The 24,706-nt window shown below is 64.6% G+C and carries 25 protein-coding genes and 1 pseudogene; 19 read left to right on the forward strand and 7 right to left on the reverse strand.

Annotation, left to right across the window (positions count from 1 at the left end; translation table 11 throughout):
- Positions 1–34 precede the first annotated feature (34 nt).
- From GGR13_RS05320 to GGR13_RS05335, 4 genes are all read right to left on the reverse strand, one after another.
- Complete coding sequence (locus tag GGR13_RS05320) at positions 35–1,090, reverse strand: GGDEF domain-containing protein (RefSeq protein WP_183212471.1); 1,056 nt, start codon at positions 1,088–1,090, stop codon at positions 35–37.
- Positions 1,091–1,200: 110 nt separating this feature from the next.
- Entirely contained in the window at positions 1,201–2,805 is a 1,605-nt protein-coding gene (locus GGR13_RS05325; protein ID WP_183212472.1) for a DEAD/DEAH box helicase, read from the reverse strand.
- A 195-nt stretch (positions 2,806–3,000) separates the two neighbouring features.
- The gene (locus GGR13_RS05330) at positions 3,001–3,738 is read right to left on the reverse strand and encodes an arginyltransferase (protein WP_183212473.1); all 738 of its coding nucleotides are present in this window, start codon (positions 3,736–3,738) and stop codon (positions 3,001–3,003) included.
- 120 nt (positions 3,739–3,858) lie between these two features.
- On the reverse strand, positions 3,859–4,761 hold the full coding sequence (locus GGR13_RS05335; RefSeq protein WP_183212474.1) for a flagellar motor protein MotB: 903 nt from the start codon (positions 4,759–4,761) through the stop codon (positions 3,859–3,861).
- 131 nt (positions 4,762–4,892) lie between these two features.
- On the opposite strand from GGR13_RS05335, the gene GGR13_RS05340 reads away from it, so the two are divergent.
- Together GGR13_RS05340 and GGR13_RS05345 are read left to right on the forward strand one after the other, a co-directional pair.
- Positions 4,893–5,390, forward strand: coding sequence for a flavin reductase (locus tag GGR13_RS05340; RefSeq protein ID WP_183212475.1), 498 nt, complete (start codon positions 4,893–4,895; stop codon positions 5,388–5,390).
- Positions 5,387–6,466: an alpha/beta fold hydrolase gene (locus tag GGR13_RS05345; RefSeq protein WP_343060300.1), complete on the forward strand. Its 1,080-nt coding sequence runs from the start codon at positions 5,387–5,389 to the stop codon at positions 6,464–6,466. The genes GGR13_RS05340 and GGR13_RS05345 overlap by 4 nt, the downstream gene beginning before the upstream one ends.
- A 4-nt stretch (positions 6,467–6,470) precedes the next feature.
- Here the strand turns inward: GGR13_RS05345 and GGR13_RS16585 are convergent.
- Together GGR13_RS16585 and hemB are read right to left on the reverse strand one after the other, a co-directional pair.
- Positions 6,471–6,671: pseudogene (locus GGR13_RS16585) on the reverse strand (alkylphosphonate utilization protein); the annotation flags it as partial.
- Between the two features lie 104 nt (positions 6,672–6,775).
- On the reverse strand, positions 6,776–7,780 hold the full coding sequence (gene hemB / locus GGR13_RS05355; RefSeq protein ID WP_183212477.1) for a porphobilinogen synthase: 1,005 nt from the start codon (positions 7,778–7,780) through the stop codon (positions 6,776–6,778).
- A 106-nt stretch (positions 7,781–7,886) separates the two neighbouring features.
- Between hemB and GGR13_RS05360 the strand changes: the two genes are divergently transcribed.
- From GGR13_RS05360 to GGR13_RS05370, 3 genes are read left to right on the forward strand one after another with little or no spacing between them, the layout of a single operon-like run.
- A complete protein-coding gene (locus tag GGR13_RS05360; protein WP_183212478.1) occupies positions 7,887–9,026 on the forward strand; it encodes an acyl-CoA dehydrogenase family protein in 1,140 nt (379 codons plus the stop codon).
- Between the two features lie 24 nt (positions 9,027–9,050).
- Entirely contained in the window at positions 9,051–10,574 is a 1,524-nt protein-coding gene (locus GGR13_RS05365) for a tryptophan halogenase family protein (protein ID WP_183212479.1), read from the forward strand.
- A 39-nt stretch (positions 10,575–10,613) separates the two neighbouring features.
- A complete protein-coding gene (locus GGR13_RS05370) occupies positions 10,614–11,657 on the forward strand; it encodes an enoyl-CoA hydratase/isomerase family protein (protein WP_183212480.1) in 1,044 nt (347 codons plus the stop codon).
- A gap of 13 nt (positions 11,658–11,670) precedes the next feature.
- Here GGR13_RS05370 and GGR13_RS05375 read toward each other — a convergent pair whose 3' ends face one another.
- Positions 11,671–11,979, reverse strand: coding sequence for an EthD family reductase (locus tag GGR13_RS05375; RefSeq protein WP_183212481.1), 309 nt, complete (start codon positions 11,977–11,979; stop codon positions 11,671–11,673).
- Positions 11,980–12,290: 311 nt separating this feature from the next.
- Here GGR13_RS05375 and GGR13_RS05380 point away from each other — a divergent pair, with 311 nt between their 5' ends.
- The 14 genes from GGR13_RS05380 (at position 12,291) to GGR13_RS05445 (ending at position 24,682) form a co-directional block, all read left to right on the forward strand.
- Positions 12,291–12,872: a methyltransferase domain-containing protein gene (locus GGR13_RS05380; protein ID WP_246347709.1), complete on the forward strand. Its 582-nt coding sequence runs from the start codon at positions 12,291–12,293 to the stop codon at positions 12,870–12,872.
- Between the two features lie 70 nt (positions 12,873–12,942).
- Positions 12,943–13,842 carry a 3-hydroxyisobutyrate dehydrogenase gene (gene mmsB, locus GGR13_RS05385; RefSeq protein WP_183212483.1) on the forward strand — a complete coding sequence of 300 codons (900 nt, stop codon included), beginning with the start codon at positions 12,943–12,945 and terminating at the stop codon, positions 13,840–13,842.
- A 298-nt stretch (positions 13,843–14,140) separates the two neighbouring features.
- Positions 14,141–15,367, forward strand: a complete 1,227-nt coding sequence (gene hemA / locus GGR13_RS05390; protein WP_183212484.1) for a 5-aminolevulinate synthase — start codon at positions 14,141–14,143, stop codon at positions 15,365–15,367.
- Positions 15,368–15,468: 101 nt separating this feature from the next.
- The gene (locus GGR13_RS05395; protein WP_183212485.1) at positions 15,469–15,648 is read left to right on the forward strand and encodes a DUF6898 family protein; all 180 of its coding nucleotides are present in this window, start codon (positions 15,469–15,471) and stop codon (positions 15,646–15,648) included.
- Between the two features lie 158 nt (positions 15,649–15,806).
- On the forward strand, positions 15,807–17,078 hold the full coding sequence (gene glyA, locus GGR13_RS05400) for a serine hydroxymethyltransferase (RefSeq protein ID WP_425486082.1): 1,272 nt from the start codon (positions 15,807–15,809) through the stop codon (positions 17,076–17,078).
- Positions 17,079–17,082: 4 nt separating this feature from the next.
- Positions 17,083–17,550 carry a transcriptional regulator NrdR gene (gene nrdR, locus GGR13_RS05405; protein ID WP_183212487.1) on the forward strand — a complete coding sequence of 156 codons (468 nt, stop codon included), beginning with the start codon at positions 17,083–17,085 and terminating at the stop codon, positions 17,548–17,550.
- Positions 17,550–18,176, forward strand: a complete 627-nt coding sequence (locus tag GGR13_RS05410; RefSeq protein ID WP_183212488.1) for a RibD family protein — start codon at positions 17,550–17,552, stop codon at positions 18,174–18,176. The genes nrdR and GGR13_RS05410 overlap by 1 nt, the downstream gene beginning before the upstream one ends.
- Positions 18,177–18,179: 3 nt before the next feature.
- Entirely contained in the window at positions 18,180–18,770 is a 591-nt protein-coding gene (locus GGR13_RS05415; protein WP_183212489.1) for a riboflavin synthase, read from the forward strand.
- Positions 18,767–19,903, forward strand: coding sequence for a 3,4-dihydroxy-2-butanone-4-phosphate synthase (ribB, locus tag GGR13_RS05420; RefSeq protein WP_183212490.1), 1,137 nt, complete (start codon positions 18,767–18,769; stop codon positions 19,901–19,903). The genes GGR13_RS05415 and ribB overlap by 4 nt, the downstream gene beginning before the upstream one ends.
- Entirely contained in the window at positions 19,900–20,361 is a 462-nt protein-coding gene (ribH, locus tag GGR13_RS05425) for a 6,7-dimethyl-8-ribityllumazine synthase (RefSeq protein ID WP_183213097.1), read from the forward strand. The genes ribB and ribH overlap by 4 nt, the downstream gene beginning before the upstream one ends.
- Positions 20,358–20,888: a transcription antitermination factor NusB gene (gene nusB / locus GGR13_RS05430; protein WP_183212491.1), complete on the forward strand. Its 531-nt coding sequence runs from the start codon at positions 20,358–20,360 to the stop codon at positions 20,886–20,888. The genes ribH and nusB overlap by 4 nt, the downstream gene beginning before the upstream one ends.
- A gap of 5 nt (positions 20,889–20,893) precedes the next feature.
- Positions 20,894–21,883 (forward strand): thiamine-phosphate kinase, encoded by a 990-nt coding sequence (thiL, locus tag GGR13_RS05435; RefSeq protein ID WP_183212492.1) that lies wholly within the window; start codon positions 20,894–20,896, stop codon positions 21,881–21,883.
- Positions 21,884–21,924: 41 nt separating this feature from the next.
- Complete coding sequence (locus GGR13_RS05440) at positions 21,925–22,356, forward strand: hypothetical protein (RefSeq protein WP_183212493.1); 432 nt, start codon at positions 21,925–21,927, stop codon at positions 22,354–22,356.
- Positions 22,357–22,534: 178 nt separating this feature from the next.
- A complete protein-coding gene (locus GGR13_RS05445) occupies positions 22,535–24,682 on the forward strand; it encodes a sodium-translocating pyrophosphatase (protein ID WP_183212494.1) in 2,148 nt (715 codons plus the stop codon).
- Positions 24,683–24,706: the final 24 nt, after the last annotated feature.

Genomic DNA, 24,706 nt, shown 5'->3' on the forward strand with positions numbered 1-24,706 from the left:
TGCAAAGGTCTGCACCGCAAGCGGGTGCGATTTGCTAGGCCGCTTCGGCGACGTTCTCGGCGTTGGTCACAAGGTTACGGCCATTTCGCTTTGACACATAAAGCGCGCCGTCAGCACGGTCGAGCAGCGAGGAACCACTCTCGCCAGGATGCCTCTGCGCGAGGCCTGCCGAAATCGTCACGGCACCCAGGTCGTCGTTGGTCGAGCGACGGCGCAGGGAACGGGCGCCGATTTCCTGGCGGATCCGGTTCAGGGCCACCTCAACCATGGCTGTACTTTCGTTGGCGAAAATGATCGCGAACTCTTCACCGCCATAGCGTGCGGCCACGCGCGGACTCTTGGCGACGCGCCCGATGACACTGGCCACATAGCGCAGGACCTGATCACCGGTCTGATGGCCCCAGGTGTCGTTGAACCGCTTGAAGTGATCGATGTCGAGAACAGCCAGGCACACCGTGGACTTGTTTGCGTCTGCGACCTCACATGCGCGCAGGAGTTCCTCGTCGAACGCCTTGCGGTTGGCCAGGTTCGTCAAGGCATCGGTCATCGCATCGCGCCGGACCTGTTCCAGGTGCTCGCGCAGTCGGGCAACCTCCTTGGTCGATGCATCGAGGCGGCTCTCGAGCGCTGAGTTTTCCTTTTGGATCCGTGTGGTTGCATCGCTCAGTCCACTCACGACCTCGCGCAAGTCCTCGGGCTGGGCCACTTTCTCGATGCTGGCCGAAGCGTCAGCCAGGGTCACTCCATAGGCGGCCTGCGATTTCTTGGCATGCGCAATGGCGTCCGACATGCTGGACAGTTCACGGTTCAGCACGGCACCCACGTCGCGGATCTCGTCCGAAAGGCGCCCGCGCGGCAGATACTCCGCCGCCAGCATTTCCGAAGTGCCCTCCGTGAAGGGGTCGGAACTGGCGAGCAATCGGCTCATTTCCTTGCCCAGGGGGCCCTCCGGGTCGCCGATATAGTGCAGCCAGAGTTCGAAATTGAGCGGCGTCGGCCAGACTCCGGCAGCTTCCATGTCGATCAGGGCCTTGCGGGCCATAGCGAAGGCTTCCGGGCCCCGAAGAGCAGTTTCGACCTGTGTCGTCATGAGCTGTTCCTGACCCGCGCATACTTTACCGCTGTACAAACGGTAACCTACGTACGGTTCCGTAACACAGGGTTAAGCGTGGCCCTGGAAAGGCATTAATCCAAGCAAAATCAACGCTGGATTGTTGGTGCGCGCCTCAGAAACGCAGGGATGTCGGATCCGAACCCGACGCCTTCGCGTGCCGGAGACGCATCGCGGTCGTCGCGACCGCCCGGACGACGATCCGCCTGACGCAGTTGTGGCTCTGCTCTGGGGCGCTCAACTGGACCCGCAGGGGCCACCGGAGGTGCTGTTGGCTGTGTTTCGGTCGTCGCGACGTCCTGCTGCTCGCGCTCAGGCGTGACCACGGCTCTGGTTGTCTTGCGGGCGCGAGACCGCGGAGCCTTTTCGGGGCCGTCCGTCCGCACCGGGCCGGTTTCGACGGCTGGCGCATCGTCACGGGTCGAGGCCACTGTTTGGCCAGGCTCGTTGACCGCGACGGGTGGCGCTTTGCGCGAACGACCCCTCGGCCGCGTCGTTGGTTCCGATGAGTCCGCTGCCGAGGTGTCGGCGCGGGCCGGAGCCGCCCGACCACTCATGTCTCCGGTCAGGTCGAGCTTGAGCTCCTGCGGGTCCATCTTGATGAGTTTCAGGACCTTATCGAGCGCCTTGTCGTCGCCGGGCGTCACGATCATGAAGGTCTGGCCCAGCTTGCCGGCGCGACCCGTGCGTCCGATGCGGTGCACATAGTCATCGGCGTGGTGCGAAACATCGTAGTTGAAGACGTGGCTGACGTCGGGGATGTCGAGACCGCGCGCGGCCACATCGGATGCCACCAGCAGCTTGAGATCGCCGGAGCGGAAGGCAGCCAAGGTCTTTGTCCGCAGGCTCTGGTCCAGATCGCCGTGGATCGGGGCCGCGTCGAAGCCATGCTGTTTCAGCGATTTGGCGACGACATCGACTTCGGACTTCCGGTTACAGAAGACGATGCCGTTCCTGACGTCTTCGCGCCCGACCAGCTGGCGAAGGGCAGCTCGCTTCATCTTGGGATCGGTGGACGGAATGCGGACCAGATACTGGGTGATGGTCTCGGCCGTCATGGCCGGACGCGAGGCCTCGATCCGGGTCGGATCCTTCAGGAACTGGGTCGTCAGGCGAGTGATCTCGGGGGGCATGGTTGCCGAGAAAAAGAGCGTCTGCCGCTTGGGTGGGGTCAGTTTGAAGATGCGTTCGATGTCGGGGATGAACCCCATGTCCAGCATCCGGTCGGCCTCGTCGACGACCATCAGCTCGACGCCGGTCAGCAGCATCTTGCCGCGTTCGAACAGGTCCAGCAGTCTTCCCGGGGTGGCAATCAGCACATCGACGCCCTTGTTGAGGGCCGCGACCTGGTCGCCCATCGACACGCCGCCGATCAGCAGAACCCACGTGAGCTTGGTTCCCTTTGCGTATTTGGCAAAGCTTTCAGCGACCTGGTCGGCCAGTTCCCGCGTCGGAGCCAGCACAAGGGCGCGGGGCATGCGGGCGCGGGCGCGGCCCTTGGACAGTCTGTCCACGAGGGGCAGGGTGAACGCGGCCGTCTTGCCGGTGCCTGTCTGGGCGATGCCGAGGACGTCACGTCCGGCCAGTGCAACGGGAATGGCCTGGGCCTGGATGGGGGTGGCCGTCGTGTAGCCGGTTTCGGCGACCGCCTGAAGGGTCGTGGGCGAAAGGCCCAGGGTGGAGAATTCGGTCATGTGTCCTTGGGACAAAGGGGCCGTTCCATCCGAGGAACGGCGGGGGACAAGGGGTCATCCCGGCGTTGGGGTGACAGGGAATGCGCGGAACCGCCCCTCGGTGGGCGAGCGGGCGGCGCGAAATCGCCAGACCTGTCCCGAACGTGGGCTGGGTATAGATGACCCTGCCGGATAGTCAAGTATTGGGCCTTCCCGTCAGGTTGCCAGCCGGGTCCATCCCATGGGGCGGAGAACATCCATTGGACGGAAACTTGCCTTGTAGTCCATCTTGCGAGAGCCCTGGACCCAATAGCCCAGGTAAACAAAGGGCAGTCCCACAGTGGCGGCCTGGCGCACATGGTCGAGGATCGCAAAGACACCAAGGGACCGCTGGACGATCGTCGGATCGAAATAGCTGTAGACCATCGACAGGCCGTCGCTGAGGAGATCGGTCAGGGTCACGGCCACCAGGTCACCCGGACCGCTGTCCGTCGATGGCAGGCGATACTCGATGAGATGGGTTCGAACCGACGTGTCCTCGACCATGGCCACATAGTCGGCCCAGCTCATGTCGGTCATGCCGCCGCCGGGGTGGCGCGCGATCAGATAGCGCTTGAGCAGGTCGAACTGTTCGGTTGTGGCTTCAGCCTCGACCAGATCGCGCGACAGATCGGCATTGCGGGCCAGGACGCGACGCTGGGAGCGGGAGAAGACGAACTCCGGCACCGGCAGACGCATCGACACACAGGCGTCACAGCCCTCGCAGGCCGGGCGGTAGGCGATGTTCTGGCTGCGTCGAAATCCGGCGTGGGTCAGTTCATCATTGACGTGGGCCCCATCGGAGAAGGGCAGATTAGCAAAGACCTTCCGCTCGGTCATGCCCGGCAGATAGGGGCAGGGCGCGATCGCCGTCATGAAGAAACGGAGCTGCCGGAGCGGAAGATGCTGGGTCATCCTCGTTCACCCGGGCAGATGTTGGCTGACGATCGGCGGAGCTCGGACCTCATGTAGAGATTTGGCTCCATTCGCTGCCAGGCCGCAAGAGCAAGGATGATGATCCGTGCTGATATGTCGTCACAGACTGGTGTCCATGGGCAGCACCGGAGCCTCACGAAGCAGGACGATGGCGATCCTGCGGTTTCCGGCAAGGGATGGATCATCGGGATAGAGCGGATCCGATCCGGCCTTGCCCGCAACGGAGTAGACCCGATCGGGGTCGACACCGGACCGCTGCAGGATCTGGCGCGACGCGTCGGCTCTCTGGGATGACAGCGGCCAGTCGCTGGCGACGGACGCGCGCCCTGACCCCGCCACGGCGCTGGTGTGGCCGGAGATCGATATCCGGTTCGGCAACTGGTTGATGACGGTAGAAATGGCGCGAAGCAGCACCTGGGCCCGGGCATTCGGCCGCGCAGAGTTCTGTTCGAACATCGACCGCCCCTCCTGATCGACCAGCTGGATCCGCAAGCCTTCTGGCGTCTGATCCACGATGAGCTGTTTCGACAGTTCGGCCAGTTCGGGCATCTGCTGCATGGCCTGCCGAAGGGATTCGGCAGCGGAGGCGAACTCGGCCGCTTCGCGCGCGGCGATTTCCTCGCGGAGTTCAGCTTCACTGGCTGCGGCGAGATTGGCGCTCTGTCCCGTTTCCGGCGGAGCATCGGCAGGCGCTTCGGGTGCCATCTGTTCCATGACCGACATCGAGCCAGAGCTCTTTGAGCCATCCTCACCCAGTGAGGTGCCGCCCAGAATGCCGCCCGAGCCAGAGGTCGTTGCCGAAACGCTGGCGGGCGCGAAATACTCGGCGATGCCCTTCTTCTGTTCGGGATCGGTCGTGTTGATCAGCCACATCAGCAGGAAGAAGGCCATCATCGCCGTCACGAAGTCAGCGTAGGCGACCTTCCAGGCGCCGCCGTGGTGACCGCCGCCGACCACCTTCTTGACCTTCTTGATGACGATCGGGCGGTCGCTGACCGACATGGGCGTGAGTCTCTTAACGCTGTTCGTTACCCACAAACTGAGGCGCGGGCGTTAAGAACCGGTTTGCAAATCGGTGAAACTGCGTCTTGATCGACCTTGCCGGGGCGAAAGGGCTCGCCTAGTCGTGCACCGTGCCAGAAATCATTGATCCTGAATTGTTCGACGTTGCCGATTACCGGCGGGCCCTGGGCGGGTTTGCGACCGGGGTCTGCGTGGTGACGGCCAAGACACCCGGCGGGGCGTATGGGATCACCGTCAATTCCTTCACCTCGGTTTCCCTGAAGCCGCCTCTGGTCCTCTGGTGCCTCGACGATCGGTCCGACCGGTATCAGGCTTTTGCCGAGGCCGAGCGGTATGCGATCCATGTGTTGCCGGTCGAGGACCGGGACATGTCGGACCGGTTTGCCTGGGGAGCCTGTCGCTTGACGGACGAAGAGTTCGAGTCCGACGTGCCTGAACCTCCGCGGCTGAGGAACGCCCTCGTGCGGCTGGATTGCCGGGCGTACAGCCGGACCACCATGGGTGACCATCTGGTGATCGTCGGCGAGGTGATGGGCTTCGAACACCGTACCGGGGCGGCGCTCACCTATTATCGCGGCAAATACGGGGTGGCGGAGTCGCTGACGTGAAGCCTTTGAGCCGGCTTTTGGTCGCTGCGCTTGCGTGGGCCGGCATGACCGGCACGGCCTTGGCGCAGACCTACAGCCCTGTCGAGGGAACTGTAGACCTTGGGGCTTTCCAGACATCGCGGGGCGAGACGATCCCCGACCTGAAGATGCACTACCGCGCGCTCGGTCAGCCGGTGACCGACGCGGCGGGCCGTGTGACCAACGCCGTCCTGCTGCTGCATGGAACCAGCGGCACCGGGGCGCAGTTCCTTTCGCCGCAATTCGCCGGGGAGCTGTTCGGGCCGGGCCAGCCGCTGGATACGGCCAAGTATTATATCATCATGCCGGACAACCTGGGCCACGGAGCCTCGTCCAAACCCAGCAACGGACTGAGGGCGGCGTTCCCGGAATATGGCTATGCCGACATGGTCGAGGCGCAGCGGCGGATGCTGGTCGAAGGGCTCAAGGTCGACCGGCTGCGCCTGATCCTCGGTACGTCGATGGGCTGCATGCACATCTTCGTCTGGGGCACGACCCATCCGGACGCTGCCGACTCCCTGATGCCCATGGCCTGCCAGCCGACGCAGATCGTGGGGCGCAACCGGCTGTGGCGGACGATGCTGAAGGACGCGATCCGGTCGGATCCGGCCTGGAACGGCGGCAACTATGTCGAACAGCCGGTCGGCGGACTGCGGACTGCGGTGAACCTGCTGCTGCTGGCCGGGTCGGCGCCGATGGCCATGCAGGTCGATCTGGCGACGCCCGAGGCGGTCGATGGCTATCTGGCGACCCAGATGGAGCGTCGCGTTCCGGCGCTGGATGCCAATGACCTCTGGTATCAGGTGAACGCTTCCTGGGACTATGATCCCTCGGCGAGGCTGGACCGGATGACGGCCCCGACGGTCTGGATCAACTCGGCGGACGATTTCATCAACCCGCCCGAACTGGGACTACCGGAACAGTTCCTGCCCCGCATGGCGAATGTCACCTACCGGCTGGTGCCCAATGCGGCGGAGGGCAAGGGGCATGGCACCCACACCTGGGCCCGGTTCTGGAAGGATGATCTGGTCGCCCTGCTGGCCCGGACCGAGCGCTAGGGCCTCAGACCTTGCGGACGAACTCCGCGCGCAGGACCAGTCCCTTGATCGAGGGATGGCGGCAGTCGATTTCCTGCTCGTCGCCCGTGAGCCGGATCGATTTGATGACCGTCCCGCGTTTCAGGGTCTGACCCGCGCCCTTGACCGTGAGATCCTTGATGAGGGTGACACTGTCGCCATCGGCCAGCGCATTGCCGACCGAATCGACGACGCTGACAGCGGTGCTGGCGGCCTTCTCGCCCGCTTCAGCGGGGCTGAGCCACTCGCCGGAGGCCTCGTCGTAGACATAGTCTCCTTCGCTGCCGGCGGTCATGCGCCGAGCAGCCGTGCGGCCTTGGGCGCGAAATAGCTGAGTACGCCCGCGCAGCCCGCCCGCTTGAACCCGTGCAGGGTCTCGAGAATGGCGCGGTCCTCGTCCAGCCAGCCTCTGGCGACAGAGGCCTGCATCATCGCGTACTCGCCGCTGACTTGATAGGCGAAGGTCGGGACCCGGAAGGTCTCAGACACCGCCCGGACGATGTCGAGATAGGGCATGCCCGGCTTGACCATGACCATGTCCGCCCCCTCCGCGATGTCCATGGCGACCTCCTTCAGGGCCTCGTCAGCGTTGGCGTAGTCCATCTGATAGGTCTTCTTGTCGCCGGTCAGCTGTTTCGCGGATCCGACCGCATCCCGGTACGGGCCGTAAAAGGCCGAGGCATATTTGGCGGCGTAGGACAGGATCAGGGTATCGTGGAAACCATTGGCCTCCAGCGCCTCGCGGATGGCCTGCACGCGGCCGTCCATCATGTCCGAGGGGGCGACAACGTCAGCCCCCGCATGGGCCTGGATGAAGGCCTGTTCGGCCAGCCGCTCCAGCGAGGCGTCATTGGCAATCCGGTTGCCTTCCAGCACGCCGTCGTGACCGTGATCGGTGTAGCAATCCAGCGCCACGTCGGTCATGACGCCGATGTCCGGGCAGGCGTCCTTCACGGCCTTGATACAGTCGGGGATCAGGCCGTCCGGGTCCGTGGCCCCAGTGCCGATCGCGTCCTTGATGGAGGCATCGACGTGCGGAAACAGCGCGATCATCGGAATGCCGAGCGCGAGGGCCTCCTTCGCCGCCTCGGCAGCCGCCTTTGGCGACAGACGGTCCACGCCCGGCATCGACGGGACCGGGATGCGATCCTCGGTGCCGTCATGGACGATCAGCGGCCAGATCAGATCCGCGGGCGTGAGGGTGGTCTCGGCGACCAGACGTCGCACCCAGGGGCTGGAGCGCAGACGGCGCGGACGGGCGAGCGGATAGGGCGCAGGCGGGAAGGGCAGGGTCATGGCGGTGGTGTAGCCCCCTTCGACCGTTCGGAGAAGGTGCGCTCATGCCCTCTCCCGTTCGGCGGGGGATGCGGGTAAAGCGGTCAAAACGACGAGGAAATGCTTGATGGACTTTGCCCTTACCGACGACCAGCGCGCGATCCAGGATGCCGCGCGGGCCTTTGCCGAGGCCGAACTGGCCCCGCATTCGGCGGAATGGGACGAGACAAAACACTTTCCCGTCGATGTCATGCGGCGCGCGGCCGAGACCGGGTTCGCGGCCATCTATGCCGGTGAAGAGCACGGCGGCATGGCCCTGGGGCGGGTCGAGGCGGCCATCATCTTCGAGGAACTTTCGCGCGGGGACGTCTCGACGGCGGCCTTCATCTCGATCCACAACATGGCGACGTGGATGATCGACAAATTCGGGTCGGATGACCTGCGGCGTCGCTACGGGCCGTCATTGTCGTCAATGGACCTGATCGCTTCCTATTGCCTGACCGAGCCCGGTTCGGGATCGGATGCGGCAGCGATGCGGACCTCGGCGACGCGGGATGGCGATCACTGGGTGCTGAACGGCTCCAAGGCCTTCATCTCCGGAGCCGGGACGTCGGATCTCTATGTGGTTATGGCGCGCACCGGTGAGCCGGGACCGAAGGGGATCTCTGCCTTCGTCGTCGAGAAAGGCATGCCAGGGCTGAGCTTCGGGGCGCAGGAGAAGAAGATGGGCTGGAACTCCCAGCCCACCGCCATCGTCCAGTTCGACGACTGCCGCGTGCCGGCCGCCAATCTGCTGGGCAAGGAGGGCGACGGGTTCCGCTATGCGATGATGGGGCTGGACGGCGGGCGTCTGAACATCGCCGCCTGTTCGATCGGTGGGGCCCGGCTCGCGCTCGAGACCGCCCAAGCCTATGTCGCGACGCGCAAACAGTTCGGCAAGGCGCTGGCCGAATTCCAGAACACCCAGTTCAAGCTGGCTGACATGGCGACGGCGCTGGAAGCGGCACGGCTGATGGTCCTGCGCGGGGCCTGGGCCATCGACACCAACCATCCGGAGAAGACCAAGTGGTGCGCCATGGCCAAGCGGATGGCTACGGACGCCTGTTTCGAGATCGCCGACGAAGCGCTGCAACTGCATGGCGGCTATGGCTATCTGAAGGATTATCCGCTGGAACGGATCGTGCGCGACCTTCGGGTGCACCGCATCCTGGAAGGCACCAACGAGATCATGCGCGTGATCACCGCGCGTGAAATGATGCGACAGTAAGGAAACGGGGCAGGGGCAGGCACCATGGCAGAACCGATCAAATCGATCCTGATCGTCGGCGGCGGCACCGCAGGCTGGATGGCTGCGGCAGCGATCCAGCGCTCTGTGGGACCGAACGCGACCGTGACGCTGGTCGAGAGCGCAGACATCGGCATCGTCGGAGTCGGCGAGGCCACAGTGCCGACCATCAAGGATTTCAATGCGCTGATCGACCTTGATGAGGCCGAGTTCATGCGCGAGACCCAGGCCACCATCAAGCTGGGGATCGAGTTCAACGGCTGGGGCAAGGCCGACAGCGCCTATTTTCATCCGTTCGGGACCTATGGTCCGGGGCCGACCATCGGCGACTTCCCGCAGTCTTATTTCACCCTGAGGGAACAGGGGAGGGCCGGCAGTCTCGAGGCTTATTCCATCTGTGCCCATGCTGCGCGACGCGGCAAGGCCGGGGCCCGGTCCGGGGATGCGCGATCGCCCTACAGCGGATTGCACACGGCCTATCATTTCGACGCGGTTCTCTACGGCAAATACCTGCGGCGAGTCTGCGAGGGCCGGGGCGTGACCCGGGTCGAGGGCGAGATCGTAGATGTGGTCCTGAAGCCCGAAGATGGCTTCGTCGATCATGTGGTGCTCAAGGACGGCCGGACGCTGAAGGCAGACCTGTTCATCGACTGCACGGGCTTCCGGGGGCTGCTGATCGAAGGGGCGCTGAAGGCCGGATACGAGGACTGGTCCGAATGGCTGCCGATGAACCGGGCGCTGGCGGTACCCTGTGCCAAGGTCGGGCCGGTCACGCCCTATACGACATCAACGGCGCGGGATGCAGGCTGGCAGTGGCGGATCGCGCTGCAGCACCGGACGGGCAATGGCTACGTCTATTGCAGCGACTACATCGACGACGATGCGGCGCGGGAAACCCTGCTGGCCAATCTGGACGGCGAGGCGCTGGCAGAGCCAAGGCCGCTGAAATTCGTGACGGGCCGACGCAAGAAGCTGTGGGACAAGAATGTCGTGTCGCTGGGCCTTTCGTCGGGCTTCATCGAACCGCTCGAATCGACCAGCATCCATCTGGTACAGGTCGGTCTGATCCGCCTGCTGCAGCACTGGCCGGATACGGAATTCAGCCCCGTAAACATTGCGGGCTACAACCGCCGCCTCGGCCGCGAAATCGAGCTGATCCGGGATTTCGTCATTCTGCATTATCACGCGACCGACCGGGACGACACGCCGTTCTGGCGGCACGTCCGCGACATGCCGATCCCCGACAGCCTTGCCGAGCGGGTCGAGATGTTCCGGGATCGGGGCCTGCTGTTCCAGGTCGGGGCCGACGAATATTTCAGCCAGGGCTCCTGGCTGGCGGTCATGTATGGCCAGGGGATCGTGCCAGCGGCCCACAATCCGCTCTACGACTACCAGAACATCGAGCGCGTCGCCGATGGCTTCGAGCAGGTCAAGCGGACCTGGGGGGCGGCGGCTGATGCCCTGCCAAGCCACGAGGACTTCCTGAAGCGCGGCGGGATGTGGGCGGGAGAGGTGGCGGCCGCGGCCTGAGGCGTGGACGCAGGCGCACGGCGCGGCTAGGTCACCGGCATGACAGAACCCGACGTCCTGACCCGCATCGATGGCCGCATCGGCCATATCACGCTCAATCGTCCCAAGGCGCTGCATGCGCTGAATTTGGGGATGTGCGAGGCCATGACCCATGCCTTACTGGCCTGGCGCGATGATCCGGCCGTGGCCAGTGTATTGATCGACCACGCAGGCGAACGTGGCTTCTGTGCCGGTGGTGACATCCGGATGATTGCGGAAAGCGGAGCGGGAGACGGAGCCGAGGCCCGGGCTTTCTTCGCGACCGAGTACCGTCTGAACCATCTGTTGTTCGACTATCCCAAGCCCGTGACGGCGATCGTTGACGGGATCGTGATGGGCGGGGGCGTCGGTATCTCCGAGCCCGCCGATGTCTCCATTGCCACCGAGCGCACGACCTATGCGATGCCGGAAACCGGGATCGGCCTGTTTCCGGATGTCGGGGGCGGCTGGTTCCTGCCCCGCCTGCCGGGGTTCACGGGGACATGGATCGCCCTGACCGGCGCTCGGCTGAAGGCAGCAGATACGGTCTTTCTGGGCATCCACAGCCATTACATGGACAGCGATGCGCTGGAGGCCTTTCGGCTGATCCTGGCCAGTGACCCGGCCTATCCAGCGGATATCGCCGACGGGCTTGAAGGCGATCCGGGCGAGGCTCCGGTCGAGGCCCATCTGGACGCGATCGACCGGCTGTTCTGCTTCGATCGGGTGGAGGAAATTTTCGACGCTCTGGAGGCGGACGGATCCGAATGGGCTCTGGCCCAGCTGGCCGTGCTGAAGACCAAGTCGCCACAGTCGCTGAAGGTGACGCTGAAACAGATCCGCACCGGGGCGACGCTGGAGACCTTCGCTGAAAACATGGCAATGGAATATCGGCTGGGAGGCCGGATCATCGCCACCAACGACTTTCAGGAAGGCGTGCGCGCGGTCGTGGTCGACAAGGACAATGCGCCGAAATGGTCACCGGCAACGCTGGACGCGGTATCGGAACAGACGGTCGAGGCGCTTTTTGCGCCTCTTGCTGACGGTGAACTGACATTCGAGTGACCCGCCTGACGGGTCACGCAGGTCGATCGTCGAACATCATCATCTCGGCACCGCCGGTTGCGAAGGACGCGACATCAGCCGCCGCAGCCTGACCTTCTGGGCTCGCGAACGCAGCCTGGATTGCGGCCATGTCGTCGAACCTCAGGGTCGCGATCATGTAAACCCCGGATGGCCCGGCCGGGGTGGCGACTGGTCCCTGGCTGATCTCGAAGCCGCGCAATCCAGGCAGGGCCTGCGCGAGGGGGATGTGATGCGATCGGTAATGAGCGTCGAAAGCAGCCGGGTCGGTCGGGGTCCTGTACAATACGAGCAGCGAAGCCATCGGTCGTCTCCGGTCCTGAGTTCGGAACCCAGTTGCGACACGATGGCCGGGCTTTGTCGAGAGGCTTGCCGTCAAGGCGACTTGCATCGGGCAACGGATCGGAGCGTAGCTGTCAGACCTTCGTCACGGAGTTTTCCATGTCCAGATCCCCATTGTTTGCCGTCGCCGCCTGCGTGCTTTTGCTCTCCGGTTGCATGGGTGCCGTAGATGGCGGGACGAATGTTCGCCCTTCGGACTATGCAACCGCCATCAGCGATCCACTCCGTCCAACCGAGGAGGTTGCTCGAGATGCATTGCGGAAGCCTCTGGAGATGTTGGCCTTTGCCGAAATAGGAGCGGGCGACAGGGTCGCTGACATTCGCCCAGGGGCAGGATACTTTACCCGCCTGTTTGCACGAAGCGTCGGAGAGACCGGCAAAGTCTATGCCTTCGTGCCGAACCGGACCATGGCGCGCGAGAATGGCCCTGCAGACGCCCTCGTCGCCGCCTATCCGAACGTAGTTAGGGTCAATGGCAGCCTCGATGCCATGACGTTTGACGAGCCCCTCGACGTCGTCTTCATGAGCCAGGAATATCACGACTTCCACATCCCGGCCTTCGGCGTGGACGTCGCGCGGATGAATGCGGCCGTGTTTGCCGCACTGAAGCCGGGCGGGATCTTCGTCGTCATCGATCATGCGGGCCGGGCCGGGACGACCAATACCGAGGTGGGCACCCTTCACCGCATCGAAGGTGCGTTTCTGAAGGCCGAAGTGGTGCGCGCAGGCTTCGTCTTCGATGGCGAAAGCACGGCGGTGGCCAATGCTGCGGACGACCGCACGATCAACGTCTTCGAGCCAGTCATCCGCGGCCGAACCGACCAGTTCGTTTACCGGTTCCGCAAGCCTGGCTGATGCGGGGTCTGGCGGCCACGGCGGCGAGCGGCTAACCCGGTCGGAAAACCGGTACCGAGGAAACACTGTCATGGCCGCCACGAAAATCGCCTTCATCGGGCTGGGGAACATGGGCGGCGGCATGGCCGCGAACCAGGCGAAGGCCGGGCATGCCGTCGCGGCCTTCGATCTCAGTACTGCAGCACTCGAGCGCGCCGTTTTGGCGGGCTGCGTGGCCGTTGACTCGGTGGCGGCTGCGGTTCGCGATGCCGAGGTCGTCATCACCATGCTGCCGGCCGGACCGCATGTCCTGAAGGTCTATTCCGAACAGATCATTGGCGTGGCTCCGTCCTCTGCCCTTTTGCTGGACTGTTCGACGATCGACGTGGACACGGCCCGCAAGGTGGCGGGGCTGGCCAGAGAGGGCGGCTATGCCTTTGCCGATGCGCCGGTGTCCGGCGGAACCATGGCGGCAGACGCCGGGACCCTCGCCTTCATGGTCGGGTGTGACGAGCCCGATTTCGCCCGCATCGAATCAGCGCTGGAGCCGATGAGCCGTGCGACCTTCCGGGCCGGGGATCACGGGGCCGGGCAGGCGGCCAAGATCTGCAACAACATGATCCTCGGCATCACCATGCTGGGGACGTGCGAGGCGATTGCCCTGGCCGAGAAGCTGGGGCTGGACCCGGTCAAATTCTTCGACATCGCCGCCAAGTCGTCAGGCCAGAGCTGGAGCGTGACGACCTACTATCCGTGGCCGGGGCCCGTCCCGACCGCGCCGTCGAACCGCAACTACGAGGGCGGGTTCGCGACGGCAATGATGCTCAAGGACCTGAAACTGGCCCAGGACGCGGCCGCAAAGTCCGGGGCTTCGACTCCGCTGGGGGCCCAGTCCGAGGCCCTGTTCCAGCTGTTCGACGGCATGGGCCATGGCGGCAAGGATTTTTCGGGCATCCTGCAGATGCTGCGCGGCAAGCTGGACGAACTGTAAGCCCGGCGTTTCCTCCCCATCCACGCTTGCGGATGGGAGGGGGACCGCGAAGCGGTGGAGGGGCTGAGGCCGCTTCGTGCTGTGTACGGGCTCAAGAATCCAATCGAGTTCGGGTCAAGCAGCCCCTCCGTCTCGTCGCTGCGCGCCGAGCCACCTCCCCGCGCCATGCGCGGGGAGGATAATGAGAGCCGATATCAATTAAGGTCTTGCGACCTTTTTACCCTTCCGTCCGTGTGGACTTTGGGCCTTTGTGGGCGCAGACACCGCGTCACGCAGTATAAGCGAAAGAACCAAAGTCTTGTTCGACTATAAGGCCGCCTTTCAAACCGCCGTGGAGCAGGTCCGGACCGAGGGCCGCTATCGGGTGTTCGCTGACCTCAAGCGGGTCCAGGGCCGGTTTCCGCTGGCGACGCGTCGTCGCGAGGACGGGTCAGAGCAGGACGTGGTGGTCTGGTGCTCGAACGACTACCTCGGGATGGGCCAGCATCCGTCGGTGCTCGAGGCCATGAAGTCGGCGGTGGACGAATCCGGCGCCGGGGCTGGCGGGACGCGCAACATCTCGGGAACGACGCGTTCGGCGGTCGACCTGGAGGCCGAGCTGGCCAGCTGGCACCGCAAGGAGGCCGCCCTGCTCATGACCTCGGGCTATGTGGCCAATGAGGCGACCCTGACGGCGCTGCAGCGGATCATGCCGGGCCTGATCATCTTTTCCGACAGCCTGAACCACGCCTCGATGATCGCAGGAATCCGCAATGGCGGGTGCGAGCGGCATGTGTTCCTGCACAACGACCTGCAGCACCTCGAAACGCTTCTGGCGGCAGCACCGGCTGATTCGCCCAAACTGATCGCCTTCGAGAGCGTCTATTCAATGGACGGCGACATTGCCGACCTGAAGGGCACGATCGCTCTGGCCAAGAAGTATGGGGCTATGACCTATCTGGACGAAGTCCATGCGGTCGGCCTGTACGGCGAGACCGGCGCGGGCGTGGCCGAGCGCGACGGGGTGCTGGACGGCATCGACATCATTGAATGCACCCTGGGCAAGGCGATCGGGGTCATGGGCGGATACATCGCTGCCGACGCCGTGATCGTCGATGCTGTGCGCAGCTGGGCCGCCGGGTTCATCTTCACGACCTCGTTGCCACCCGCACTGACCGCAGGTGCCCTGGCCTCCGTGCGTCACCTAAAGGCGCATCCCGAACTTCGTGCGGCCCATCAGGAGCGGGCCGAGACGCTGAAGCAGCGGTTTGCCGCAGCCGGCATCCCGGTCATGCCGTCCGAGAGCCATATCGTTCCGGTGTTCGTCGGCGACCCTGTTCACGCCAAGATGATCTCGGACATGCTGCTGGAAGATCACGGCATCTATGTCCAGCCGATCAACTATCCGACCGTGCCCAAGGGGACCGAGCGACTGCGCTTCACGCCATCGCCCAACCACGATGACGGCATGATGGACGCGCTGGTGACCGCCATGGACCGGCTATGGACCCACTGCAATGTCGCCCGGATGCCCCGCGCGGCCTGATCTCGCCGCGAGACGGATATCGCGCTATGACGTGGGCATGACCGGACTGCCCACACCTTCTGCCCGGGGTGATCCATGCGGACGAGACGGGTGCTTTGCTCGTGACTGACCCTCTAGGCGAGGTCATCATTGAGAGTGTGCGAAACGGCACCTACCTGAAGGTTACAGCCGTACATGTCGCGTCGGGTACCGAAGCCACCGCAGTAGGGCCTGCGATGGAACCGAAGGCGGTTGAGCGTCTGGCCGTTGCCAAGCTGAAGCGACTGTTGAACGTCTCCTGAGCAAAGGTTCGTCTGTCGTTCGTCCGAAGCGCGACGATCCACCTTTCCCAGACGCTGGTACCAAAGAGCACAAGATGTTGTGGTCAGGGCCACGGGGGCATAGATAGGCCCATCACCCCCTAGCGCCCTTCAGGACATCGCCCGTGACCGCTCATTTCGTGCATGACGCCTATTTCTCGCGCGGACTGGCCGAGGCCGATCCGGACGTGTTCGGCGGTATCCAGGGCGAGCTTGCGCGCCAGAAGGAGCAGATCGAGCTGATCGCGTCCGAAAACATTGTCTCGCGGGCGGTGCTCGAGGCTCAGGGCAGTGTCCTGACGAACAAATATGCCGAGGGCTATCCCGGGAAGCGCTATTACGGTGGCTGCGAGTTCGTCGATGTGACCGAGGATCTGGCGCGGGACCGGGTCAAGCAACTCTACGGCGCGGCCTATGCCAACGTCCAGCCGCACTCGGGGGCCCAGGCCAACCAGGCCGTCTTCCTGGCTCTGCTGACGCCCGGTGACACCTTCCTGGGCATGGATCTGGCGGCGGGCGGGCACCTGACGCACGGGTCGCCTGCCAACCAGTCGGGCAAATGGTTCCGTCCTGTGACCTATTCTGTGCGCGAGAGCGATCATCTGATCGACTACGACCACGTGGCTGAGATGGCCGAGCGCGAGAAGCCCAAACTGATCATCGCGGGCGGTAGCGCCTACAGCCGCCACATCGACTTCAAGCGGTTCCGCGAGATTGCCGACAGCGTCGGTGCCTATCTGATGGTAGACATGGCGCACTATTCCGGCCTGATCGCGGGCGGAGCCTATCCGGACCCGGTGCCCCACGCCCATGTCGTGACCAGCACCACGCACAAGACACTGCGCGGACCGCGGGGCGGGATCATCCTGTCCAACGACCCGGAACTGGGCAAGAAGTTCAACTCGGCCGTCTTCCCGGGTCTGCAGGGCGGACCGCTGGAGCATGTCATTGCGGCCAAGGCCGTGGCCTTCGGCGAGGCCCTGAAGCCCGAGTTCAAACTCTATGCTCGGCAGGTCGTCAAGAATGCCCAGGCCATGGCGGCGGTTCTCGTCGAGCGCGGCCTTGCCATCGTTTCGGGCGGAACTGACAGCCACCTCATGCTGGTCGACCTGCGGCCCAAGGGCGTGACCGGCAAGGCGACGGAGGCTGCGCTGGAGCACGCCCTGATGACCTGCAACAAGAATGGCGTTCCGTTCGACACGGCACCCTTCACGGTGACCTCGGGAGTCCGTCTGGGGACGGCGGCAGGCACCACGCGGGGCTTTGGCACCGCCGAGTTCGAACAGATCGGCCACTGGATCGCCGATGTCGTGACCAGCATGAACGGCGGCGACCATGCCGACCCCGCCGAACAGGCCCGGGTCGCGGGCGAAGTGCGGGCCCTGACCGCGCGCTTCCCGATCTACGGCTGATCCGATGAAATGCCCGTTCTGCGGCCATCAGGACACCCAGGTGAAGGACAGCCGACCGTCGGATGACGGCTCGGCCATCCGTCGCCGACGGTCATGTCCCGGTTGCAGCGGGCGTTTCACGACGTTCGAGCGGGTCCAGCTCCGTGAACTGGTGATTCTGAAGCGAAACGGGCGACGGACACCCTTCGATCGCGACAAGCTGGAGCGGTCGCTGGGCATCGCCCTGCGCAAGCGTCCGGTTCAGGCCGAACAGGTCGAGCAGATGGTCAGCCGGATCGTGCGCCAGCTCGAAAGTCTCGGCGAAACGGAGATCCCGTCCAGCACGGTCGGCGATTTCATCATGAAGGCGCTGAAGGGCGTCGATGAGGTCGCCTATGTCCGCTATGCGTCGGTCTACAAGGACTTCCGGGCGACGGGCGATTTCGCCAAATTCCTCGGCGACGAAGGCTTCGACGAGCCAGGCAAGGCCTGATGCGGATCACCCTGAAGATTGCGACGTCCCTGGACGGGCGCATTGGCACCTCGACGGGTGAGAGCCAGTGGATCACCGGACCCGAGGCGCGACTGCAGGGGCATCGGCTCCGGGCCGAGCATGATGCTGTTCTGGTCGGGGTCGAAACGGTTCTGGCCGACGATCCCAGACTGACGGTTCGGCTGCCTGACGGTGAACAGGGCAGGGATCCGTTGCGGATCGTTCTTGACAGCAAACTGAGAACGCCGCCGTTCGCGCGGCTGTCGAAGCCCGGCACATTGATCCTGACCACGCGGTCGGTGATTCCGGTCGGGGAGGCCGAGGTGCTCCGCGTGACCGGGGACAGCAACAATCGTCCGGCCCTTCAGGCCGTCCTGGACACACTTGTCAGCCGCGGTGTGTCGTCGCTGATGATCGAAGGTGGCGGCCGGGTGGCTGCGTGCTTCGTTGCGGCAGGAGTCGTCGACGCCATCGAATGGTTCCGGGCTCCGATCCTTCTCGGCGGCGACGGCCGGCCCGGCGTTGCGGCACTGAGTCTCGCACGCCTGGCGCATGCGCCGCGCTATCGACGTCTTGCAGCGGAGCCCTTGGGTGACGACCTGTGGGAACGTTACGAGAGGGTCTGACTGTTGTTTACCGGAATCATCACCGACATCGGGCGCGTCCGGTCTGTCGCCCAGACCGAGCGCGACCGGCGCTACGAGATCGAGACGGCCTGGGACGTGTCCGGGATCGACCTCGGTGCGTCGATCAGCCATTCGGGCTGCTGCCTGACGGTCGTCGAGAAATCTGACGGCTGGTTTGCGGTCGAGGTGTCGGGCGAGACGCTCGACAAGACGACCCTGGGCGGCTGGACCCGGGGCACGCCGGTCAACCTTGAGCGGGCCACAAAGGTCGGGGATGAGCTGGGCGGGCATATCGTGTCCGGCCATGTCGACGGGCTGGGAACCGTCGTCGAGATCACGCCGGAGGGCGGATCGCACAGGCTAACGATCGAGGCTCCCCTGCCGCTGCATCGGTTCATCGCTGCCAAGGGCTCGATCACGGTCGATGGCGTTTCGCTGACGGTGAACACGGTCGAGGGTCAGCGTTTCGGGCTGAACATCATCCCCCACACCTGGGAAGCCACCACACTCGGGGCACTGGCGGTTGGTGATGCCGTCAATCTCGAGATCGACATGCTGGCCAGATATCTCGCGAGATGGCAGGAGACGGCATGATCCACCTCGCCACCAGCAACAGCGACAGCCCCATCAGTCCGATCGAGGACATCCTGGAGGATGCCCGCAACGGCCGGCCTTACATTCTGGTCGACGCCGAGGATCGAGAGAACGAAGGCGATGTCATCATCCCGGCGCAGTTCGCGACGCCCGACCAGATCAATTTCATGGCGCGCCATGCGCGAGGGCTGATTTGTCTGGCCATCACGGCCGATCGCGCCCGGCAGCTGCGCCTGCCGCCGATGGCTGTCGAAAACCGCGAGAGCATGGCGACGGCCTTCACCGTCTCGATCGAGGCAGCTGAGGGCGTCACGACGGGGATCAGTGCTGCCGATCGTGCGCGCACGGTTCAGGTGGCCGCGGACCCGTCTCGGGGGGCCGATGATCTTGTCTCGCCCGGTCACGTCTTTCCCCTGGTGGCACGCGATGGCGGGGTCCTCGTTCGGACCGGCCACACCGAAGCCGCGGTAGACATCAGCCGGATGGCGGGCCTGACGCCGGCAGGTGTGATCTGCGAGATCATGAACGATGACGGCACCATGGCCCGGATGCCGGATCTGGTGGCCTTCGCCCAGTTGCATGGGCTGAAGATCGGCACGATCGCCGATCTGATCGCCTATCGCCGCCGCACCGAGCGCTTCGTCGAGCGGGTCATGGATACGCCGTTCGACAGCGTCCACGGCGGCCCCTTCCGCCTGATGCTGTATCGGAACACGATCGAGGGAGCCGAGCATGTCGCCCTCGTGCACGGCAAGATCGACCCGAACACGCCCACGGTCGTGCGGATGCACCAGGTGGATTTCGCTGCCGACCTGCTGGGTCATGTCGAGGATCGGCAGAGCTATATTCCCCGGGCCCTGAAGGCGATTACCGACAGCCATGAGCCCGGCGTTGTGGTCTTCCTTCGTGACCCCGCCCTGCAGGGGTTGGCCGAGCGTCTGGCCGGGCCAGACAAGCCTGCGGCCGTGGATCGTTCGATCAAGGCCTATGGCGTCGGAGCCCAGATTCTGCTCGATCTCGGTGTGCGGGACATGATCGTCATGAGTTCGACAAGGCCATCGCCGACAGCGCTCGAAGGGTATGGCCTGCGCATCGTCGGCTGGCGCGACATGGATGGAGAAGACCAATCCTGAAAGATCCCACCCGCGTCCTGGTCGTCGAGGCGCGTTTCTATGATGAACTGGCGGATGCCTTGCTGGACGGGGCCAAGGATGCCCTGCGTGCGCAGGGTGTGGCCTTTGACGTGGTGACCGTGCCCGGCGCACTGGAAATTCCGCCGACCATCGCGCTCGCCGAAGAGGCCGGCCGCTATCCGACCGCTCCGCGGTATGACGGCTATGTCGCTTTGGGCTGCGTGATCCGCGGCGAGACCTACCATTTCGAGATCGTGTCGGATCAATCGGCTGCAGGAATCATGTCCCTGGGAATCAAGGGTCTGATCATCGGCAACGGCATCCTGACCGTCGAGGACGAGGATCAGGCCTGGGCCCGCGCGCGCCGTTCTGAGGGCGACAAGGGGGGCGGCGCGGCGCGCGCCTGCATGGACCTGATTGCCTTGAAGAAGCGATTGCGCGTAGGCCTCGGCGCATGAGTGAACCGAACAGCATCCAGGCCGTCCTGGCCCAGTTGGCCGAAGCCGAAAAAGCGCGGGCCGAGCCCCAGTTGACCTCGCGCCAGCGGCGCGCGCGTACCGTCGCGCGGCTGGCCGCAGTTCAGGCCCTGTACCAGATGGAACTGGCAGGGGAGGGCGTCGAGACTGTGATCCGCGAGTTCGCCAACCACCGCTTTGATAGCGATATCGAAGGCGAGCCCCTGGCCGAGGCCGACGAGGCCTGGTTCGCCGACATCGTGCGCGGCGTGATCGACAACCAGCGCCGGATCGATGACACGATCAAGGTCCGGCTCGCATCGAACTGGCGGCTGGAGCGGCTGGATGCAACGTTGCGGGCCCTGCTGCGCAGCGGAGCCTGGGAGTTGTCTCACAAGCCGGAAGTGCCGCGCGAGATCGTGATCGACGAATATGTCGAACTGGCCAAGGCCTTCTTCGACGAGGCCGAGGCGAAGTTCGTCAATGCCGCGCTGGACGGCGTGGCACGCGACGTGCGGCCGAAGGCCTAGGCGTCATGCCGTCCGTCGACGTCGCCGACGAGTTCGAGACCATCGCGAAACTTCTGGCCCCCCTCGCGCACCCAGAGTGGGGGCGAGGACTGCGTGACGACGTTGCCGTCCTGCCCAGCCGACCCGGTTTCGATCTGGTGCTGACCAAGGATGCGATCGTCGAGAGCGTCCATTTCCTTGCCACCGACCCACTGGATACGGTGGCGCAGAAGCTTCTGCGGGTGAACCTGTCGGACCTGGCGGCCAAGGGGGCAGAGCCGTTTGGATATCTGCTCGCGTGCCACTGGTCAGGTCGCTGCGGATGGCCGGAGCGAGAGGCCTTTGTCGCAGGGCTGGCGAAGGACCAGGCGGAATTCGGGATTCATCTGCTCGGAGGCGATACCGTGGTGACGCCCGGGCCCGCATCCTTTTCCGTCACAATGCTGGGATGGGCGGCCAAGGGTCGGACGGTCGGAAGAGCCGGGGCGAGGCCGGGTGATCTGGTCTTTGTGACCGGGACGATCGGGGATGGCGTGCTCGGCCTCATGGCCGCCCAGGCCCGCTTGTCACTGGCCCCAGAGCGTATGGCAGCGCTGGTTCGCCATTACAGGACCCCGATGCCACGTGTGGCCTTTGCGCCGGCGGTCGGGGATCTGGCGACGGCGTCTGTCGACGTGTCAGACGGGTTGATCGCTGACCTCGCCCATGTGGCCAGGGCCAGCGGGGTCAGGATCGAGATCGATCTGGAGCCCACGCCTCTGTCGATCGCAGCCCAGGCCTGGTTCGACGATCGTGTCGATGCCGAAGCGGCGCTGTCCATGCTTGCGACCGGAGGCGACGACTACGAGATCGCCCTGACGTGCCGTCCGGAGGCCGAGACCGCCCTGCGGCGCGAGGCGGACCGGCACCACCTCCGTATCACGCGGATGGGAAAGGTGACGGCAGGGCAGGGCATGGCTGCGCGTTATGGCGGTCGAGTGCTTGAACTGAACCAGGGCGGCTGGACGCATCGCTGACTGGAAACGGAATCCTAATCGATCACGGTTAGGGTCACGGGATGAACCGCAGAACGCTGCTCACCGCCGGAACCGTCATTGCCGCAGGCACCGCCGCCTCGCCCGCGCTCGCGAGCGAGAAAAAGGGTGGGTCCACCGAGGCCGCTGCCCTGAACATTGCGGGGCTGGGCCTTCCGATCATCGCTGGCGGCCGTATCCGGAACTACGTCTTCGTCACTCTGCGCCTGACGCTGGGTGGAGGGGCCACACCGGAACAGATGCGGGCCAAGGAGCCGTTCTTCCGCGATGCGCTGGTCAAGGCCGCTCACCGGACCCCGTTCGTCGTTGCGACTGACTGGACGGTCGTAAATGCTGCCGCCGTCTGTGCCAGTGTCATGCGCATGGCCCCCGGAATTGCCGGGGCCGGCAAGGTCGCTCGGGCCGAGGTTCTCATCCAGACGCCGAGACGACGGACCGGCGTAACTCCGGTCTGATTCCGCCAATATTTGAGGAGTTGCGTCGAGACGACGCATTTGGCACGGTTCCGCCGCAATTCCCGCTGGCCGCACTGACGCGGCCGTTGCGCACGGGGGGACCGGAAGGCGGACAGAGGCCTAAAGGCCCGCCGCGCCAAGGGTCCGCGCGCCTATCGACAAGGGCACGGAAACGCCAATGACATACATACTCACACTGGTCTTCGCGGCCGGTGCTCTGGGCGTCCTTTATGGGCTGATCCAGACTGCCGTTCTGATGAAGGCCGGCACCGGTAACGACAAGATGCGAGAAATCGCCGCCGCCATCCAGGAAGGGGCATCGGCCTATCTGAAACGCCAGTACATGACGATCGGCATGGTCGGGATCGTGATCCTGATCGCGGCCTGGCTGCTGATCGGGGTCTATGCCGCGATCGGCTTTGTGGTCGGCGCTGTACTGTCCGGGGCAGCCGGTTATGCCGGGATGCTGATCTCGGTCCGGGCCAACGTCCGGACCGCGCACGCTGCCTCCCAGAGTCTCGGCAAGGGGCTGGACCTCGCTTTCCGCTCCGGGGCGATCACCGGCATGTTCGTGGCCGGGGGCGCCCTGCTGGGCGTGTCGGGCTATTACATCGTCCTGACGATGCACATGGGGCTGGAATCAACCAGCCGCGAAGTCATCGACGGTCTGGTCGCCCTCGGCTTCGGAGCTTCGCTGATCTCGATCTTTGCCCGTCTCGGCGGCGGCATCTTCACCAAGGGTGCGGATGTCGGCGGCGACATGGTCGGCAAGGTCGAGGCGGGCATCCCGGAGGATGACCCCCGCAATGCGGCGACGATCGCCGACAATGTGGGCGACAACGTCGGCGACTGTGCCGGCATGGCCGCCGACCTGTTCGAGACCTATGCCGTGACGACGGTCGCGACCATGGTGCTGGCCGCGATCTTCTTCCGCGACCAGCCCTATGTGGACACGATGATGGTCCTGCCGCTGGCGATCTGCGGCATCTGCATCGTGACCTCGATCATCGGGTCGTTCTTCGTTCGTCTGGGCAAGTCCAACAACATCATGGGGGCCCTGTATCAGGGGCTGATCGTGACCGGCGTATTGTCGATCGGCGCGGTCTGGTGGGTGATCACCTCGATCTCGCCGGACATCATGACAACGTCGGACGGTACAAGCTTCACGCCCATGGCCCTGTTCTGGTCCGGGGTCGTCGGCCTGGCGGTCACGGCAGCCATCGTGGTCGTGACCGAATACTATACCGGTTCGAACTTTCGTCCGGTTCAGTCCGTCGCGAACGCCTCGGTGTCCGGTCACGGCACCAATGTGATCCAGGGTCTGGCGGTTTCGCTGGAAGCCACGGCCCTGCCGGCCCTGACGATCATCGTCGGCATTGTCGTCTCCTTCCAGCTGGCCGGCCTGTTCGGCATCGCCATTGCCACCACGACCATGCTGGGCGTGGCGGGTATGATCGTGGCGCTGGATGCCTTTGGTCCCGTGACCGACAATGCCGGCGGGATTGCCGAGATGGCCGGCCTGCCACCCGAGGTCCGTCATTCGACCGACGCCCTCGATGCCGTGGGCAACACGACCAAGGCCGTAACCAAGGGCTATGCGATCGGTTCGGCGGGCCTCGGCGCGCTGGTTCTGTTTGCGGCCTACACATCCGACCTGCAGTATTTCGCGGCCAACCCGGCGGAGTATCCTTTCTTTGCGGGCATGGGCGCGGTCACCTTCGATCTGACGAATCCTTATGTCGTGGTCGGCCTGCTGTTCGGGGGGCTGCTGCCCTTCCTGTTTGGCGGCATGTCGATGATGGCAGTGGGTCGCGCGGCCGAGGCTGTGGTCGAGGAAGTCCGTCGCCAGTTCCGCGAGAACCCGGGCATCATGACCTATGAGGTCAAGCCCGAGTACGGCCGCGCGGTCGACATCCTGACCAAGGCGGCGATCCGGGAAATGATTGTCCCGTCGCTGCTGCCCGTGCTGTCGCCGATCGTTCTGTTCGTGGCCATCCTGTTCCTGGCGGACAAGGCCAATGCCTTTGCATCTCTGGGAGCCATGCTGATGGGGGTCATCGTGACCGGCCTGTTCGTTGCGATCTCCATGACTTCGGGCGGCGGAGCCTGGGACAATGCCAAGAAGGTCATCGAGGAGGGCTTCACCGACAAGAACGGCGTCGTCCACGGCAAGGGTTCGGAGGCGCACAAGGCTGCCGTCACCGGCGATACCGTGGGCGATCCCTACAAGGATACGTCGGGACCGGCGGTGAACCCAATGATCAAGATCACGAACATCGTGGCCCTGTTGCTGCTGGCGGTGCTGGCAAGCGGGAAGATCGTCTAGCGATCACACCTCGCCCATACAGAA

It is taken from the genome of Brevundimonas variabilis (assembly GCF_014199945.1).
GTDB lineage: Bacteria > Pseudomonadota > Alphaproteobacteria > Caulobacterales > Caulobacteraceae > Brevundimonas > Brevundimonas variabilis.

Coding starts and splice junctions, on each gene's coding strand:
- GGR13_RS05320 (WP_183212471.1), bottom strand. CDS start 1,090: ATGACGACACAGGTCGAAACTGCTCTTCGGGGCCCGGAAGCCTTCGCT.
- GGR13_RS05325 (WP_183212472.1), bottom strand. CDS start 2,805: ATGACCGAATTCTCCACCCTGGGCCTTTCGCCCACGACCCTTCAGGCG.
- GGR13_RS05330 (WP_183212473.1), bottom strand. CDS start 3,738: ATGACCCAGCATCTTCCGCTCCGGCAGCTCCGTTTCTTCATGACGGCG.
- GGR13_RS05335 (WP_183212474.1), bottom strand. CDS start 4,761: ATGTCGGTCAGCGACCGCCCGATCGTCATCAAGAAGGTCAAGAAGGTG.
- hemB (WP_183212477.1), bottom strand. CDS start 7,780: ATGACCCTGCCCTTCCCGCCTGCGCCCTATCCGCTCGCCCGTCCGCGC.
- GGR13_RS05360 (WP_183212478.1), top strand. CDS start 7,887: ATGGACTTTGCCCTTACCGACGACCAGCGCGCGATCCAGGATGCCGCG.
- GGR13_RS05365 (WP_183212479.1), top strand. CDS start 9,051: ATGGCAGAACCGATCAAATCGATCCTGATCGTCGGCGGCGGCACCGCA.
- GGR13_RS05370 (WP_183212480.1), top strand. CDS start 10,614: ATGACAGAACCCGACGTCCTGACCCGCATCGATGGCCGCATCGGCCAT.
- GGR13_RS05375 (WP_183212481.1), bottom strand. CDS start 11,979: ATGGCTTCGCTGCTCGTATTGTACAGGACCCCGACCGACCCGGCTGCT.
- GGR13_RS05380 (WP_246347709.1), top strand. CDS start 12,291: ATGTTGGCCTTTGCCGAAATAGGAGCGGGCGACAGGGTCGCTGACATT.
- mmsB (WP_183212483.1), top strand. CDS start 12,943: ATGGCCGCCACGAAAATCGCCTTCATCGGGCTGGGGAACATGGGCGGC.
- nrdR (WP_183212487.1), top strand. CDS start 17,083: ATGAAATGCCCGTTCTGCGGCCATCAGGACACCCAGGTGAAGGACAGC.
- GGR13_RS05410 (WP_183212488.1), top strand. CDS start 17,550: ATGCGGATCACCCTGAAGATTGCGACGTCCCTGGACGGGCGCATTGGC.
- ribB (WP_183212490.1), top strand. CDS start 18,767: ATGATCCACCTCGCCACCAGCAACAGCGACAGCCCCATCAGTCCGATC.
- nusB (WP_183212491.1), top strand. CDS start 20,358: ATGAGTGAACCGAACAGCATCCAGGCCGTCCTGGCCCAGTTGGCCGAA.
- thiL (WP_183212492.1), top strand. CDS start 20,894: ATGCCGTCCGTCGACGTCGCCGACGAGTTCGAGACCATCGCGAAACTT.
- GGR13_RS05440 (WP_183212493.1), top strand. CDS start 21,925: ATGAACCGCAGAACGCTGCTCACCGCCGGAACCGTCATTGCCGCAGGC.
- GGR13_RS05445 (WP_183212494.1), top strand. CDS start 22,535: ATGACATACATACTCACACTGGTCTTCGCGGCCGGTGCTCTGGGCGTC.